At 68.1% G+C, this 15,338-nt stretch carries 14 protein-coding genes; 10 read left to right on the top strand and 4 right to left on the bottom strand.

Annotated elements, in window-relative coordinates:
• Window positions 1-11: 11 nt before the first annotated feature.
• The 10 genes from AC1DZV_RS01100 to AC1DZV_RS01055 all read left to right on the top strand — a co-directional run bounded on the left by AC1DZV_RS01100 (window position 12) and on the right by AC1DZV_RS01055 (window position 11,899).
• Window positions 12-947: an FKBP-type peptidyl-prolyl cis-trans isomerase gene (locus AC1DZV_RS01100; RefSeq protein ID WP_476949581.1), complete on the top strand. Its 936-nt coding sequence runs from the start codon at window positions 12-14 to the stop codon at window positions 945-947.
• Between the two features lie 48 nt (window positions 948-995).
• Window positions 996-1,391: an FKBP-type peptidyl-prolyl cis-trans isomerase gene (locus tag AC1DZV_RS01095; RefSeq protein WP_476949580.1), complete on the top strand. Its 396-nt coding sequence runs from the start codon at window positions 996-998 to the stop codon at window positions 1,389-1,391.
• Window positions 1,392-1,579: 188 nt separating this feature from the next.
• Window positions 1,580-3,598, top strand: coding sequence for a helix-turn-helix transcriptional regulator (locus tag AC1DZV_RS01090; RefSeq protein ID WP_476952730.1), 2,019 nt, complete (start codon window positions 1,580-1,582; stop codon window positions 3,596-3,598).
• Window positions 3,599-3,603: 5 nt separating this feature from the next.
• Complete coding sequence (locus tag AC1DZV_RS01085) at window positions 3,604-3,999, top strand: hypothetical protein (RefSeq protein WP_476952729.1); 396 nt, start codon at window positions 3,604-3,606, stop codon at window positions 3,997-3,999.
• A gap of 35 nt (window positions 4,000-4,034) precedes the next feature.
• Window positions 4,035-4,304 carry a Sec-independent protein translocase subunit TatA gene (tatA, locus tag AC1DZV_RS01080; RefSeq protein ID WP_476949577.1) on the top strand — a complete coding sequence of 90 codons (270 nt, stop codon included), beginning with the start codon at window positions 4,035-4,037 and terminating at the stop codon, window positions 4,302-4,304.
• A gap of 48 nt (window positions 4,305-4,352) precedes the next feature.
• Window positions 4,353-5,147 (top strand): twin-arginine translocase subunit TatC, encoded by a 795-nt coding sequence (gene tatC / locus AC1DZV_RS01075; RefSeq protein ID WP_028275586.1) that lies wholly within the window; start codon window positions 4,353-4,355, stop codon window positions 5,145-5,147.
• A 24-nt stretch (window positions 5,148-5,171) separates the two neighbouring features.
• Entirely contained in the window at window positions 5,172-8,111 is a 2,940-nt protein-coding gene (locus tag AC1DZV_RS01070; RefSeq protein WP_476952728.1) for a DEAD/DEAH box helicase, read from the top strand.
• A 117-nt stretch (window positions 8,112-8,228) separates the two neighbouring features.
• Complete coding sequence (locus AC1DZV_RS01065) at window positions 8,229-9,908, top strand: amidohydrolase (protein WP_476952727.1); 1,680 nt, start codon at window positions 8,229-8,231, stop codon at window positions 9,906-9,908.
• Between the two features lie 465 nt (window positions 9,909-10,373).
• On the top strand, window positions 10,374-11,120 hold the full coding sequence (locus AC1DZV_RS01060; protein WP_476952726.1) for a polyprenol monophosphomannose synthase: 747 nt from the start codon (window positions 10,374-10,376) through the stop codon (window positions 11,118-11,120).
• A gap of 47 nt (window positions 11,121-11,167) precedes the next feature.
• Entirely contained in the window at window positions 11,168-11,899 is a 732-nt protein-coding gene (locus AC1DZV_RS01055) for a VOC family protein (protein ID WP_476952725.1), read from the top strand.
• Here the strand turns inward: AC1DZV_RS01055 and AC1DZV_RS01050 are convergent.
• The 4 genes from AC1DZV_RS01050 to AC1DZV_RS01035 form a co-directional block, all read right to left on the bottom strand.
• Window positions 11,856-12,203 carry an RNA polymerase-binding protein RbpA gene (locus tag AC1DZV_RS01050; RefSeq protein WP_026266329.1) on the bottom strand — a complete coding sequence of 116 codons (348 nt, stop codon included), beginning with the start codon at window positions 12,201-12,203 and terminating at the stop codon, window positions 11,856-11,858. The two genes, AC1DZV_RS01055 and AC1DZV_RS01050, sit on opposite strands and share 44 nt — an antisense overlap.
• A gap of 396 nt (window positions 12,204-12,599) precedes the next feature.
• Window positions 12,600-13,556, bottom strand: coding sequence for an SPFH domain-containing protein (locus AC1DZV_RS01045; RefSeq protein ID WP_028276337.1), 957 nt, complete (start codon window positions 13,554-13,556; stop codon window positions 12,600-12,602).
• A gap of 88 nt (window positions 13,557-13,644) precedes the next feature.
• Window positions 13,645-14,106 (bottom strand): NfeD family protein, encoded by a 462-nt coding sequence (locus AC1DZV_RS01040; RefSeq protein WP_028276336.1) that lies wholly within the window; start codon window positions 14,104-14,106, stop codon window positions 13,645-13,647.
• 233 nt (window positions 14,107-14,339) lie between these two features.
• A complete protein-coding gene (locus tag AC1DZV_RS01035; RefSeq protein ID WP_476949572.1) occupies window positions 14,340-15,203 on the bottom strand; it encodes a methyltransferase domain-containing protein in 864 nt (287 codons plus the stop codon).
• Window positions 15,204-15,338: the final 135 nt, after the last annotated feature.

Raw genomic sequence — 15,338 nt, 5'->3', positions numbered from 1 at the left:
AAAGTTTCCAATTGCGCCGACTACTAGCAATTCTTCTGCCCGGCCTGCTGCTGCTGACCGCCTGCGGCGGCAGCGAAGCGCCTCCGGCTCCGGAACCCACCAGCCAGTCCGCGGGTGAGACCGCCAAGCTGGACTCGGTCAAATTGACTGAGAACGGTGACAAGAAAGCCCCCGGCGTCAACTTCACCAAGCCGCTCGACGTCAAGGAACCCACCGTCAAGGTGGTCACCGAGGGCGGTGGCGAGCGGGTCAAGGCCAACCAGATCGCCAACATTTCGATCGTGGCCTTCAACGGCACCGACGGTTCCACCCTCGAAGACACGTTCCCGAACGATCCCGAGCCGCTGGAGCTGAACGACGAGCTCAAGGGCAGCAGCCCCGTCATCTACAACGCGTTCGTGGGCGCCAAGATCGGCTCGCACCTCGCCCTGGCCGTTCCCGGCCAGGCCGCAGCCGAGGGTACCGCGGCCAAGCCGACCCAGCTCCTGATCGTCAAGGTGCTCTCCGCCAAGGACGCTCCGCCGGTTTTGGACAAGCCCGAGGGCGACGCCGTCACCCCGCCGGCCGGACTGCCGACCGTCAAGGAAAACGACAAGGGCGTCCCGGAAATCTCCGTCGCCGGCGTCAAGGCGCCGACCGCGCTCGTCTCCCAGGACCTGATCACCGGCAAGGGCCAGGCCCTCAAGCAGACCGACACCATCACCGTGAACTACGTGGGCGTCGCCCTCGCCACCGGCAAGGTCTTCGACTCCAGCTTCGAGAGTGGCAAGAAGGCCACCTTCCCGCTGACCGGCGTCATCAAGGGCTGGACCCAGGGCCTGACCGGCAAGACGGTCGGCTCACGTGTCCTTCTGGTCGTCCCGAAGGACCTCGCCTACGGAGATCAGGGCCAGGGCGACGCGAAGGGCGACCTCGTCTTCGTCGTCGATATCCTCGGCGTCAAGTAACCCACCGCTACACCTGCAACCACTACACGCCACCTCAAAGGAGCAACCATGTCATTTGGACAGCGCAACCTCGACCGCGAGAAGCCGGAAATTGACTTCCCCGAAGGAGACGTCCCCACCGAACTGGTCATCACCGACCTGATCGAAGGGGACGGCGCCGAGGCCAAAGCCGGCGACACCGTATCCACCCACTACGTGGGCGTCGCCTGGTCCACCGGTGAAGAATTCGACGCCTCCTGGGGCCGCGGCGCGCCGCTGGACTTCCGGGTCGGCGTCGGCCAGGTCATCCAGGGCTGGGACCGGGGCCTGCTGGGCATGAAGGTCGGCGGCCGCCGCCGGCTCGAGATCCCGTCCGAGCTTGCCTACGGCTCCCGTGGCGCCGGCGGGGCGATCGGCCCCAACGAGGCCCTGATCTTCGTCGTGGACCTCGTCGCCGTCCGCTAGTCCCCACCCGCCCCCTATCCTCGCAAGCTCGGACAGGGAACCCGGCGGTCGTGGGCCCACCGGCCGGTGGTACCAGCAGGCTGAATATGCTGCCGACATGCAGGAAGCGCGGTAACAATCGGAAAAGTTCTTCCGGCTGTTGCCGCGCTTTCGTCATTTTCCGGGACCGGCTTTAGTACCCTTGCGGGGTGTCCGCCTCACGTACAGAACGCCTCCTGAACCTGCTCATCGCCCTGCTCAACACCAAGTACGGCCTGCGCCGCAGCGAGCTGCGCGAAAAGGTCTATCACGACACGACGAGCAGTGACGTCGCCTTCGGCCGCATGTTCGAACGCGACAAAGGCGAGCTGCGCCAGTTTGGCTTCGACGTGGAGACCGTGACGGACACGGGCTGGGGCTCCGACGACCCGGCAACCACCCGCTACCGGATCGGTAAGGAATCGAACCGGCTGCCCGACGTCAGCCTCACCCCCGAAGAGTGCACGGTCCTGATCCTCGCGGCCCAGCTCTGGGAGCACGCCGCCCTCGGCTCCGCCGCCGTCGACGCGGTCCGGAAGCTGCAGGCCGCCGGCGGCCTGGTCGACGCCGAACTCCCCACCGGCGTCCAGCCGCGCATCCGCCCCGCCGGCCAGGCCTTCGAGGACCTGGTCGCCGCGATACACGCCCAGCACCCGGTCCGGTTCAGCTACCTCGCCGGCAGCACCGGCCAGGAGCAGGAACGCCTGGTGGAGCCCTGGGGCCTGGGCAGCCGCTTCGCCCAATGGTACCTCGTGGGCCACGACCGGGGCCGGGGGGACAAACGGTTCTTCCGCCTGTCCCGCCTGACGTCCGCCGTGACCGTCCTGGAGAAGGAGACCTTCACGCCGCCGGCAGGGTTCAACGTCCGCGCCGAGCTGGCCGGCCTGGCCGAGCTGCCGGTGCAGAGCGCCGTGGTCGACGTCGAACACGGGCGGCTCCTGGGCCTCCGCAAACGCGCCCAGCCGCTTCCGGACGCAGCGCCGGAAGCCCGAACACCGGGGCGCCCGGCCGGGACGGACCGCCTCGCGGTGCCCTTCCGCGATGCGGAGACCCTGGGCGAGGAGCTGGCCTCCTACGGTCCCCGCGTCACCGTGATTTCACCCCCCGAACTCGCCGGCGCCGTCCACCGCCGCCTCGCGGCAGCCGCCGAGTTCGCCGACAGGCCCCTGCCGGTCGTCGCCTTCCCGGCGGCGGGCCGCGCCGGCCACACCCGGAAACGAACCTCGGAGGACCAGCTCAAGCGGATGCTGCAACTCGTCCCGTTCCTTGTCCACAACCAGGGACTGCACATCAGCGAGGTCGCCGCCAGGTTTGGCATCACCCGCAAGGCACTCGAGGACGACCTGCGGATCCTGATCTGCTCGGGCCTCCCTGAGGGCTACCCCGACGATCTGCTGGACATCCAGTGGGACGATGACCACGTATTCATCACCCAGGCCCTGGACCTGACCCGCCCCGTACGGTTCACCGTGGACGAGGCCTGTGCGCTCCTGACCGGCCTGGAGACGCTCAACAGCCTGCCCGAGCTCGCCGAAGGCGGCGCCCTGGAATCGGTGACGCTCAAACTCATGGCCGCGGCGGGGGAGGAAGGCGTCAAAGCGGCCGCGCTCTCCGGCCCCGAGGTGGCCCCCGGCGATTCCGCCATCCTTGACACCGCCCGCGCCGCCCTCGAATCCGGCGCGCAGCTGCACCTGAGGTACTTCTCGGCGCAGCGCGACGCCGTGTCCGAACGTGACGTGGACCCCCTGCGGCTCTATTCGCTGGACAACACGTGGTACCTCGAGGCTTACTGCCACTCCGCCCAGGGCCTCCGCAACTTCCGGCTGGACAGGATCGAAGCCCTTGAGCCCAACGGCCGGCGGGCGGCCGCGACGGCAAAGCCGGCGGACAGCTTTCCGGTGAAACTGTTCACCCCAAACGACGACGACACGGTGGTCCTGGTGGAACTCGCGCCCCGCGGCACCGGCCTTGCTGACGACTATTACGCCGAGCGGACCGCGGCCCTGCCAGGCGGCGGCATGCTCGCCGAAATCCGGTTTGGCAGCACGGACTGGCTGCCGATGTTCGTGGCCCAGCACGGCGGGATGGTGCGGATCCTGCAGCCAGAGGCCCTCGCGGCCGCGTCGCGGGAGTGGCTCGCCGCGGCCCTGACGCAATACGAAGCCTTCCCGGATCGCCCGATAGACTGATCAGCATGCCTTGGTGGTCCTGGATCGTTATTTGGATAGCGCTTGTCGCGTTGTCGCTGTTGTTCTTCGGCGTGCTCGGCTTCCGGCTGTTCCGGCAAGCCACGACGACGCTCACCGAATTGGGTGAAGCCGCGGACCGCTTTTCCACCCTTCCTTCACCAGCGGGCACCGGCACCGTTTCAGCGGCCGGTTCGACAGCGACCGGCGCCGGTGACCCGGGCAGCGCGGACGAATCCCTTCGGCCGGCGCCCGGCGACGCCATTTTTGCCTCGCCCGCGCGGATGCGACATGATTACCACGCATCCAAGCTCGCCCGGCAAAACGCCCGCCGGCTGCGCCGCATCCAACGCAAGAAGGACCGCGGGCAACCCCAGGCGCTGCGCGACATCGAAACGCGTTAGACATAGGATGTATTCAAACGAAAGGACCTCTCCCCATGAGGCTTGAAGGCTGGCATCTCATCATCATCATCGTTCTGGCACTGGTGCTGTTCGCTGCGCCGAAGCTGCCGGGCATGGCCCGCAGCCTGGGCCAGTCGATGCGCATTTTCAAGTCGGAAGTCCGGGAAATGAAGAAAGACGGCACCACCGATGCCAAGGATGGCTCCGAGCCGGTTGAAGGACGGGTCATCAACCACCCGCAGACCGGCGCAGCGGAAAGCCGCACGGGCGACGGAACCGACGTTCCGCCGTCGACCCGCGCCTAAGACCGCATGGCAGTAACCATGAGCCGTCGATCGAACCCCGAGGGGAGGATGGCGCTCCTCGACCACCTCAAAGAGCTGCGCAACCGGCTCTTTAAGGCGGCAATCGCCGTCGTCCTTGGGACGGTAGTGGGTTTCCTTGTCTACCAGCCAATGCTGGCGGCGCTGATCAAGCCGATCCGCGACCTGAATGAACATGAAGGCCGCCAGGCCACCCTGAATTTCGACGGCGTCGCGAGCTCGTTCGACCTCATGATCCAGGTCTCCGTATTCCTGGGCCTGATTATCGCCAGCCCCGTCTGGCTCTACCAGCTCTGGGCCTTCATCGTGCCGGGGCTGCACAAGAAGGAACGCCGCCTGGCCCTGTCCTTCGTGGCGGCGGCCGTGCCGCTCTTCGTCGGCGGCGTCCTGCTGGCCTGGCTCGTGCTGCCCAACGCGGTCCGCGTCCTGACCGACTTCACGCCGTCGGGCGGCTCCAACTTCATCAGCGCCCAGGTGTACCTGTCCTTTGTGCTGCGGCTGCTGCTCGCCTTCGGCATCGCCTTCCTCCTCCCGGTGGTCCTGTTCGGGCTGAACCTGGCCGGACTCATCAAGGGCCAGCAGCTGCTCAAGAGCTGGCGGATCACAGTCTTCCTGGTCTGCCTGTTCGCCGCGATGGCCGCTCCCGGCGCCGACGCCATGAGCATGTTCTACCTGGCCGGACCCATGCTGGCGCTGTTCTTCGCCGCGATCGGGCTGTGCCTGCTCAACGATCGCCGGCGCGAGCGGCGCGCCGTCAAACGCGACGCCGAGACCGAAGCCACCGCCGACCACGCCACCCCCAGCTCCGAGCTGGAGAATCTCTAGCCTTTCGCGCACTAGGCTGGAAACATGTCCTCACACCCCGGGCCGGAATCACCGTCCGAACGTTACCGCGCCAGCGTCGAGCGGGCTGCTGAAGCCAAGACCTATCTGGGCGGGTTCATCCGCTCGCTCGAATTTGAACTCGATGACTTCCAGCGCGAAGCATGCCTGTCCCTGCAGGCCGGCCGGGGCGTGCTGGTGGCCGCCCCCACCGGCGCCGGGAAGACGATTGTGGGGGAGTTCGCCATCTATCTGGCCCTCCAGCGTGGGCTCAAGGCGTTCTACACCACCCCCATCAAAGCCCTGAGCAACCAGAAGTACTCCGAACTGGCCGCCAAGTACGGCGCCGCCCAGGTGGGACTGCTCACCGGAGATACCAGCATCAACGGCGACGCCCCGGTGGTGGTCATGACCACCGAAGTGCTCCGCAACATGCTCTACGCGGATTCGGACACCCTGGATGATCTCGGCTTCGTGGTCATGGACGAAGTCCACTACCTCGCCGACCGCTTCCGCGGCGCCGTGTGGGAGGAAGTCATCATCCATCTGCCCAGCGAGGTCCAGGTGGCGTCCCTGAGTGCCACGGTCTCCAACGCCGAGGAGTTCGGTGCGTGGCTCGACATCGTCCGCGGGCAGACCGATGTGATCGTCTCCGAGCACCGCCCGGTGCCGCTGTGGCAGCACGTCATGGTGGGGCGGAAGATCGTGGACCTGTTTGCCGGCGACACGAGCTTTGACGAGATCGCCCTGCCTGGTGGGGCAACTGCCAGTGAGGCAACTGCCGGGGAGGCATCCGCCGTAGCCGATGCTGTTGTCGGCGGCCCGGCGGCCGCCGTCACCTCGGAAGCGCCAGGGCGGGCCGGCTTCGAGGTCAACCCGGAACTGCTGTCCATGGCCCGGGCCGAGAGCCAGATGAATTTCCGTGGCCGCTTCGGCCACGGCGGCCGGAACCAGCGCCGCCAGCAACGCAGCCAGCGGGACGAACCGCAGGGCGCCCAGCGCAGCCCGGTGCGGAAGGCCAGCCGGCCGCAGGTCATCGCCAGCCTGGACCGGCAGGACCTCCTGCCGGCCATCACATTCATCTTCTCGCGCGCCGGCTGCGATGCCGCCGTGGCCCAGTGCGTCGCGGCCGGACTCTGGCTGACCAGCGAGGCCGAACAGCAGATCATCGCCCGGCGCGTCGACGAGGCCGCCCAGGACATCCCCTCGGATGACCTCGATGTGCTCGGCTTCTGGAGCTGGCGGGACGGCCTGCTCCGCGGGCTCGCCGCGCACCACGCCGGCATGCTGCCGACCTTCAAGGAGGTTGTGGAGAAGCTGTTCGTCGACGGGCTGGTCAAGGCCGTCTTCGCCACCGAAACACTCGCCCTGGGCGTCAACATGCCGGCCCGCTGCGTCGTGCTCGAAAAGCTCGACAAGTTCAACGGCGAGGCCCATGTCAACATCACGGCGGGGGAGTACACCCAGCTGACGGGCCGCGCCGGCCGCCGCGGCATCGACGTCGAGGGCCACGCCGTCGTGCTGTGGCAGCCCGGAACGGATCCGGCCGCCGTCGCCGGCCTGGCCTCACGGCGGACCTACCCGCTGAACTCCAGCTTCCGGCCCACGTACAACATGTCGATCAACCTTTTGGCGCAGTTCGGCCGGCCGCGCGCCCGGGAGATCCTCGAATCATCCTTTGCCCAGTTCCAAGCGGATCGATCCGTGGTGGGACTGGCCCGGCAGGTCAGGAGCCGGGAAGAATCCATTGCCGGGTTCAGCAAGGCCATGACCTGCCACCTGGGCGACTTCACCGAATACGCGCGGCTGCGGCGGGCCCTGGGCGATGCCGAAACCATGGCCTCGCGGAGCACGTCCCGGGCCAGGAAGTCCTTGACCGAGGACTCCCTGAGCAGGCTGCTTCCCGGCGACGTAGTGGATGTTCCGGCGGGGAAGTCGCCCGGGCTCGCGGTGGTGCTCAGCTCCGACCACGAATCCCGCGAGCCCCGCCCCGCCGTCATGACGCTGGACAACCAGCTCCGCCGGATTGGCCTGCACGACGTCGAAGGTCCGTTGTCGCCGATCACGCGGATCAGGATTCCCAAGACCTTCAACGCCAAGGTTCCCAAGTCCCGCCGCGACTTGGCGTCCTCGGTGCGCAACGCCATCCGCGAGAACCGGCCGCCGGCGCCGCCGCGCCGCGACGACGACTTCGGCCGGGCCTCCGCTGCACCCAACCAGGAGAAGCGGATCGCCGAGCTCCGCCGGGAACTGCGCGCCCATCCCTGCCACGGCTGCAGTGAACGCGAGGACCATGCCCGGTGGTCCGAACGCTGGTGGAAACTCCGCCAGGAAACGGACGGGCTCATCCGCCAGATCCAGGGCCGGACCAACACCATCGCCAAGACGTTCGACCGTGTGTGCGGCGTCCTGACGGGCTACGGCTACCTGGAAACCTCGGACACGGGCGCGCTGTCCATCAGCCCGGACGGGCAACGCCTGCGGCGGATCTACGGCGAAAAGGACCTGCTGATTTCGCAGTCACTGCGGATGGGGGCCTTCAACGACCTCGACGCCGCCGAGATCGCCGCGCTGGCCAGTGTGCTCGTCTACCAGGCCAAGCGTGAGGACCGCGGCCTGCGGCCCAAGATGCCGAGCGTGTCCCTGGAATCCGCGGTAGACACCGTGGTCCGCGAATGGTCCGCGCTGGAGGACGTCGAGGAAGCCAACAAGCTGCCCCTCACTGGCGAGCCCGAGCTCGGCCTTGTGTGGCCGATCTTCAAATGGGCCAAGGGCCGGCACCTCCAGGACGTGCTGAGCGGCACCGACCTGGCCGCGGGCGACTTTGTCCGCTGGGTCAAGCAGGTGATCGACCTCCTGGACCAGCTCGCCGACATCCCGAACCTCGACCCCCGGATTGCGCGGCTGTGCGCGGAGGCCATCAAGCTCATCAAACGCGGCGTCGTCGCCTATTCCTCCGTGGCCTAGGGAGCGGGCCGGACCGGCCCGCTCCCTGCACCACTCGCTGGCCCGCTACCGCGGCCTCCCAGATTTTCGAACCCGCCGGCGCTCGGCCGGCCCCCAGCAACAAGGAGTTCCCGCCCCATGACCGATTCGCCGGCCGCCCCCGCCCCCCGCAACGTCACGCTGTACCGCAACGGCTCGGTCTACACAGCTGCCGATCCCTTTGCGACTGCGATGCTGGTCGACGGCGACACCGTCGCCTGGGTTGGTTCCGAGCAGGCCGCCACATCCATCGCCGATGCCTCCATGGAGGTGATCGATCTGCAGGGCGCGCTCCTGGCCCCCGGTTTCGTCGACTCCCACCTCCACCTGACGGAAACCGGAATCGCGCTGGAGGGCCTCCAGCTGGCCGGGGTGCGCTCCTCCGCTGAACTCCTCGACGCCGTCGCCGCCGCCTCCGCGTCCAGCGCGGGCGGTCCCGTCCTGGGCCACGGCTGGGACGAGACCACTTGGGCCGATCCCGCCCTGCCCTCCCGGGACGAAATCGAACGCGCGGCCGGCGGCCGCCAGGTCTACCTGTCCCGCGTCGATGTCCACTCGGCCCTGGTATCGAACTCCCTGGCCGCGTCGGCCGGACTGGACGGGCTCGACGGCGGCGGCGCCGGAAGCCAGGTCAAACGCGACGCCCACACCGCGGCCCGCCTGGCGGCCCGCCGGCTGCCGGCGGACGCCCTGCGCGCATACCAGCAGCGCGCCCTCGCCGAGGCAGCGGCCAACGGCTACGTGGCCCTCGCCGAGATGGCCGCGCCGCATATCGGAAGCATCGAGGACCTGCGGCTCGCGGTGGCCTGGAACAGCACCTCCGGCGGCGGACCGAACGGGGTGGACGGCGTGGCAGTGCCGGAGATCCTGCCGTACTGGGGCGAGCTCGCCGGATCCGCCGAACACGCCCAGTCCATCCTGGACGAATTGGGCCTGCCTGTACTGGGCCTCGCCGGTGACCTGAACATCGACGGCTCGATCGGCTCACGGACTGCCGCCCTGCGTGCGGACTACACCGACGCGCCCGGAGAGCGCGGCAGCCTGTACCTCTCCGTGGCCGAGGCAGCCGCCCACCTCGCGGCGTGCTCCCTCCTGGGGATCCAGGCGGGTTTCCACGTGATCGGCGACGCCGGCCTGGACGCGGCCCTCGACGCCCTCGACCTCGCCGCGGCTGAGGTGGGGGAGCAGCGCGTCCGTGCCGCGGGGCACCGGTTCGAGCACGTCGAACTCGCCGATGCCGCGGCCATCAGCCGGCTGGCCCGCTATTCGGTCAGCGTCAGCGCGCAGCCGGTCTTCGACGCCCTGTGGGGTGGCGGGGACCGCCTGTACCAGCAGCGCCTCGGCTCCCGCCGGCTGGGAATGAATGCCTTTGGCAGCCTCTACGCGGCCGGTGTGCCGATCTGCTTCGGCAGCGACAGTCCGGTGACGCCGCTCCGGCCGTGGTCCAGCGTGCGCGCATGCCTGCAGCACACCAATCCCGCCGAACAGATCTCCGCCCGCGCCGCGTTCCTCGGCCACACGCGGGCCGGCTGGCGGGCAGCCCGCTACCCCAACCCCATGGCCGGGCAACTGGTGCCGGGCGCTCCGGCCAGCTTTGCGGTCTGGGAGGTCGAGGAGCTCATGGTCCAGGTGGCCGACGGGCGCGTGCAGTCGTGGAGCACCGACCCGCGCGCCCGCACCCCGCTGCTGCCGGCGCTGGACACCGGCAGCGATCCTGCCTGCCTCCTGACGGTACGGAACGGCCAGGAACTCTATGCCAGCGGCGCCCTCCACGCCTGAACACCTGGCGCCTGATCCGGCCCGTCATCCAGCGGACGGAGCGGAAACATTTCCACCCGCGCCCCCGCCCTGAACTGCGCCGACAGACGAAACGGCAGGTCACGGCTCGGTTGACAGATCGGCCCGCCCCCGTAGCATTGAGGGGCAACGGAGGGTTGCGTACCGCGCAGACTCCGGCAGTCCCCGGTCCTTCCCAGGTTGCCGCACCCGCGGGAGCTTTACTTGGTCATGACCACGGGCACCCCCAGGGGGCGGGTCTACTTCGCAGCAGAAAACGGTTCCGGCGCCGCAATTCGTGGCCTGCCGGTACTGGCCCGAAGCGGGTGGACCTGCCCGGGCGGCCGTACGGCCGCCTCGCGGGCGCCCCACGGGCGCGCAACTCCCTATAATGGGAAGTTGCGCCTGAATATCCGGAACCATTGACTTTCGGCGCACCGACCGCTCCCTTCAAGGAAAGGCCTCGCTGTGCGTGTCCTCACCATCATCCCGACCTATAACGAGCTGGAATCGTTGCCCAAGACCCTCGGTCGCCTGCGCACAGCCGTGCCCGCCTCCGACGTGCTGGTTGTCGACGACAACAGCCCTGACGGCACGGGGCAGCTGGCGGACCGCATGGCCGCAGAAGACGGACAGGTCCACGTCCTGCACCGCGCCGGAAAGGCCGGCCTGGGAGCGGCGTACATCGCGGGCTTCAAGTGGGGCCTGGACGCCGGCTACGACATCCTCGTGGAGATGGACGCTGACGGCTCGCACCAGCCCGAGCAGCTGCCGCAGCTGATCGAGGCCGTGGAGCAGGGCGCGGACCTCGCCATGGGCTCCCGCTGGGTTCCCGGCGGCCGTGTGGTCAACTGGCCGGTCTACCGCCAGGCCATCAGCCGCATCGGCAGCACGTACGCGCGGATCATGCTCGGAGTAAAGATCAAGGACGTCACCGGCGGCTTCCGCGCCTTCCGGCGGACCACGCTGGAGAAGCTGAACCTGGATGCGGTCGACTCGGTAGGCTATGGCTTCCAGGTGGATCTTGCCTGGCGCGTGGCCAAGCTCGGCCTGACCATCGTGGAACGGCCCATTACCTTCGTGGAGCGCGAGCTCGGCGCTTCGAAGATGAGCAGCAACATCGTCGTCGAAGCCATGATCAACGTCACCAAATGGGGACTCACGGCCCGCTGGAACAAGCTCCGGGGCAAGCAGGACAGCAGGCAGGACGCCTAAGGCGTGTCTCCCGGTCCGGGCATCACCGGGGTATAGGGTCGGGCGGTATGGCGCTGCGACTTGTTCAGATGAATTTCAAGGCTCGGGATGACTCAACGCTCGGCCGGTTTTGGGCGGAGGCACTCGGCTGGGGTGTGTCCAGCGAGGGACCCGGTGTGACCAATGTTGAACCCCTGGGTTTCGTCTGGCCGGACCCCGCCGCCGTCTGCGTCGATGTCGTCACCGTCCCGGACCCCGAGACGGTGGGGTACCGGGCGCGCCTCGATCTCGCCACCACCTCTGCGGCCCACCAGGCGGAGCTGGTGGCGCATCTCTTGGGGCTCGGCGCGACGCCCGCCGACGTCGGCCAGGGTGCTGAGCCGTGGACGGTTCTGGCCGACCCGGAGGGCAACCTGTTCCGCGTGCTGGAGCCCCGCCCGATCTACCAGGACACCGGGCCGATCGCCGCGGTGGTGGTCAGCTGTGCAGACCCACGGGCCATGGCCGGGTTCTGGGCCGGGGCGACGGACTGGACCCTGCACGAGGTGGACGACGATCACGCGAGGCTGCGTTCGGCCAAGGGTGTCGGGCCGTACCTTGAGTTCCTTCGTACGCCCGGCGTGCCTGCCGTGTGGGGCCGTGTCCATCTCGACCTGATGCCGTACCCGGGTGATGATCAGGCGGCGGAGGTGGCCCGGCTGCGGCCCGCATCGAATGATGCGGGCCCGGCCCTTGCCGTAGCCGGTGCGCTGGGGACTAGGCCGAGCGGCGTTCGCCGCGGCGTTCGCGCAGGATGGTGAGGCGATCTTCGAGGATCTGCTCAAGTTCGGGAAGCGAGCGGCGCTCCAGCAGCATGTCCCAGTGCGTGCGCACTGCCTTCTCGTTGCTGTTGACGGGGCGTTCGCCATCCACAAGCAACGCCTCCTTGCCCGTCTTCGAAACCCAGACCGGGGGGATTTCGGCTTCCGAGGAGAATGTCACGAACACCTGCTCGCCATCCTCGCAACGGTATTCAACCCGCTGGCGCGGAGCCGGTTCGACGCCGGATTCGGTCTCCATGCTCTGTGCGCCAAGGCGCATACCCCGCAGGCTGCGATCGCTCATCTTTTCTCCCTCTATTCGGTTCGCAGGGTCAAGCCCTGCGTTGTCCGGGGACCGTCAGGCGCCGGACTTCTGGTTGCACCGCGCTGTACCGTAACTGGCCCGGTGTGGCCCGGCCAGATGACAGTTACCAGTGGACAAAACTCTTTGGAACGTCATTGGAATCAACGCTGTGCGGAGCGTTTTTGTTCCGGACGGCTGAACTGACCGGACAAATATTCAAGTATACGGGAGTGGTGCGGGCGCGGTAAAGCGAGTAGCCCCGTGGCGTGAACTGCGTATCCTGTACCCGACCGGGCCGGCCTTAAGCCGGCTGGCCCCCGCCGCCGGCCGAAATGGCCGGTCCGCGGGGGCCAGGACGGAGCTATCCGATCCGACCGATCCAGGGCGGGAGCAGGCTCAGGGCCGGTTCCCTTGGCCGTCGGCTGCGGCGGGCGGTGAGTACGGTGCCACGTCCGGCGTTGAGGCCGTCTGCTCCTGCACCGCGCCTGCACCCAGTACGCTGCCGATCCCTTTGAGCGCCTCGCCAACCTCGCTGGGAATGATCCACAGCTTGTTTGAGGATCCCTCGGCAATCTTCGGGAGGGTCTGGAGGTACTGGTAAGCCAGCAGTTTCTGGTCCGGGTTGCCCTTGTGGATCGCGTCGAAGACCTTCTGGATGGCCTGGGCCTCGCCGTCGGCCCGCAGGATGGCCGCCTTCGCGTCGCCTTCGGCCTTCAGGATGGAGGACTGGCGCTGGCCTTCGGCGGTGAGGATCGCGGACTGCTTGGTGCCCTCGGCCGTCAGGATGGCGGCGCGGCGGTCACGTTCGGCCCGCATCTGCTTTTCCATCGAGTCCTGGATCGAGTGGGGCGGATCGATCGCCTTGAGCTCGACCCGGGAGACCCGGATGCCCCAGCGACCGGTCGCCTCGTCCAGGACGCCGCGGAGCTGGCCGTTGATCTGGTCGCGCGAGGTCAGCGCTTCCTCCAGGTTGAGGCCGCCAACCACGTTGCGCAGGGTGGTGGTGGTCAGCTGTTCCACTGCCTGGATGTAGTTGGCGATCTCGTAGGTGGCGGCCCGGGCGTCCGTGACCTGGAAATAGACCACGGTGTCGATCGAGACCACCAGGTTGTCCTCGGTGATGACCGGCTGCGGCGGGAAGGACACCACCTGCTCCCGCAGGTCGAGCAATGGCAGCAAGCGGTCCACAAACGGGATCAGCAGGGTAAGTCCGGGATTCAGGGTGCGTTGGTATTTACCCAGCCGTTCAACGACGCCGGCACGGGCCTGTGGAATGATCCGGACCGACCGGACCAGCACAATAATTACAAACACAATTAGTACCAGCAGCACAATTGCGACTGCGATATTCATACATCACCTATTCCCCAGTTGTTTTGTCTTAGTCTCGCGCCGGCAGCGCCGCACCGGCCGGACAGCAGTGCCCGCCGGACAGCGCCCCTTATTGGACGGCGGATTCCGGTTGCGGGGCCACGATCGCGGTGGCCCCTTCGATGGCACTGACCACAGCCTGCTGTCCGGGCGCCAGTACTCCCGATTCGGACCGCGCACTCCAGACGTCCCCGCCAATCTTGACGAGCCCGCCGTTTTCGCTCACAGCCTCCATGACGACGGCGGATTCGCCGATGAGGCGTTCAATGTTGGTGCGCTGATCCGCCGGTCCCCGGTGGAGATGCTTGAGGGCCACCGGCCGGACGAAGCCGATCATGAGCAGGGACACCACGCAGAAGGCGATAATCTGCAGCCACGGATCGGCGCCGGCGAAGTCCGCCACCAGCCCGGCGAGGGCGCCGCCGCCGAGCATGATGAAGAACAGGTCGAGTGTGATCATCTCGACCACGGCAAACAGGAGAAAGAGCGTGAGCCACAACGCCCACCAATTCTCGATCAGCCATTCAGACATCAGTTCCCCCTTGAGTTCCGGGAGCTGCAGGCACAGGTCCCCAGTAACTGTGATTCCATCCTAAGCGGAACAGCAATAGCTGGGACCGGCGGTAGGGAATTGATGGCCAAAGTGGCCAAGTCGTTATTTCGCGGGTCGATTCCCCGGCCTGGCCTTCCGCCCCGGTTCCCCTCCCGGGGGTGGTTTTCGGGGCATGCCGGACGGCAGCCGCGAACCGGCGGGAGCGGGAATGGTCAGCGGATGGGTTGAAAGACGCTGATCCGGAAGCGGGCCGAGACAGAGGTCCGCTCCGGAAGCGCGGCCTCGAGGGCTGCCAGTGCGGCGCGGTCCAGGTGGTGGCCGGCCGGTCCCATGTAGGCCAGGTTGGCGACGTCGCGCGGGCCAAGGGTCAATGCCAGGTCCAGACCAGATGCTGCGACGGGCGCGAAGTGCTGGCCCAGGGACGCGGCGAGCCGCTCGTCCTTGGCCGGCTCGATCCCCAGCATCCCGGCCGGCCCGGCAACCTCCGCCAGGTGACCGGGCCGCGGTGTGACCACGACCAGGCGGCCGCCGGGGCGGAGAACCCGGGCGAACTCGGGCGCGTTGCGCGGCGCAAAGACCACGGTGACGACGTCGACGGCGTTCTCCGCGACCGGCAACGGCTGCCAGACGTCCCAGACGACGTTCAAAGCCTCGGGGTTCAGCCTGGCTGCGCGGCGCAGGGCGAACTTGGAAATGTCCAGGCCGATGGCCGCGGCAGGACCGCTGACCGCGGCCCGGTCCAGCACGGCCCTGAGGTAGTGGCCGGTGCCCGTCCCGGCGTCGAGCACGAGGGGCCGGCCGGCGGGGGCTTCCCGGAGCGCCGGTGTGGCGAGCCCGGCCACCGCATCGGCCAGCGGCTGGTAATGCCCCGCGGAGAGGAACTCGAAGCGGGCCGCCACCATGTCTGCGCTGTCGGCTTCAAAAACCGTCCCCTTGCCGACCAGGAAGTTGAAGTAGCCCTGCCTGGCCGCGTCAAAGCTGTGACCGGCTCCGCACACCAGGGTGCGGGCGCCGCCAGTGAAGCGGAGGCCCTGGCGGCACACCGGGCACAGGAGGGGGAGATCGGCGGCGGGCATAGCTTTCATCCTATGCGCGGATCCCCGGCCCGCCGCGCGGCCGGGGCACTGGCAACAGGGGCGCCGTGGCACCGGGCACACCGCGGCGCGCCCCGCCGCACCGGCGCAACGTGAGGTGTTTCACAGCGGGCGCGC

It is taken from the genome of Arthrobacter sp. P1_D12, assembly GCF_056406175.1.
This window is presented reverse-complemented; position numbering and strand designations above follow the sequence as displayed.

What these genes read in the sequence shown, in the direction of transcription:
- tatA (WP_476949577.1), top strand. Translation starts at nt 4,035, where the DNA reads ATGAGGCTTGAAGGCTGGCATCTCATCATCATCATCGTTCTGGCACTG.
- AC1DZV_RS01035 (WP_476949572.1), bottom strand. Translation starts at nt 15,203, where the DNA reads ATGCCCGCCGCCGATCTCCCCCTCCTGTGCCCGGTGTGCCGCCAGGGC.
- AC1DZV_RS01065 (WP_476952727.1), top strand. Translation starts at nt 8,229, where the DNA reads ATGACCGATTCGCCGGCCGCCCCCGCCCCCCGCAACGTCACGCTGTAC.
- AC1DZV_RS01085 (WP_476952729.1), top strand. Translation starts at nt 3,604, where the DNA reads ATGCCTTGGTGGTCCTGGATCGTTATTTGGATAGCGCTTGTCGCGTTG.
- AC1DZV_RS01040 (WP_028276336.1), bottom strand. Translation starts at nt 14,106, where the DNA reads ATGTCTGAATGGCTGATCGAGAATTGGTGGGCGTTGTGGCTCACGCTC.
- tatC (WP_028275586.1), top strand. Translation starts at nt 4,353, where the DNA reads ATGGCGCTCCTCGACCACCTCAAAGAGCTGCGCAACCGGCTCTTTAAG.
- AC1DZV_RS01095 (WP_476949580.1), top strand. Translation starts at nt 996, where the DNA reads ATGTCATTTGGACAGCGCAACCTCGACCGCGAGAAGCCGGAAATTGAC.
- AC1DZV_RS01045 (WP_028276337.1), bottom strand. Translation starts at nt 13,556, where the DNA reads ATGAATATCGCAGTCGCAATTGTGCTGCTGGTACTAATTGTGTTTGTA.
- AC1DZV_RS01070 (WP_476952728.1), top strand. Translation starts at nt 5,172, where the DNA reads ATGTCCTCACACCCCGGGCCGGAATCACCGTCCGAACGTTACCGCGCC.
- AC1DZV_RS01055 (WP_476952725.1), top strand. Translation starts at nt 11,168, where the DNA reads ATGGCGCTGCGACTTGTTCAGATGAATTTCAAGGCTCGGGATGACTCA.
- AC1DZV_RS01050 (WP_026266329.1), bottom strand. Translation starts at nt 12,203, where the DNA reads ATGAGCGATCGCAGCCTGCGGGGTATGCGCCTTGGCGCACAGAGCATG.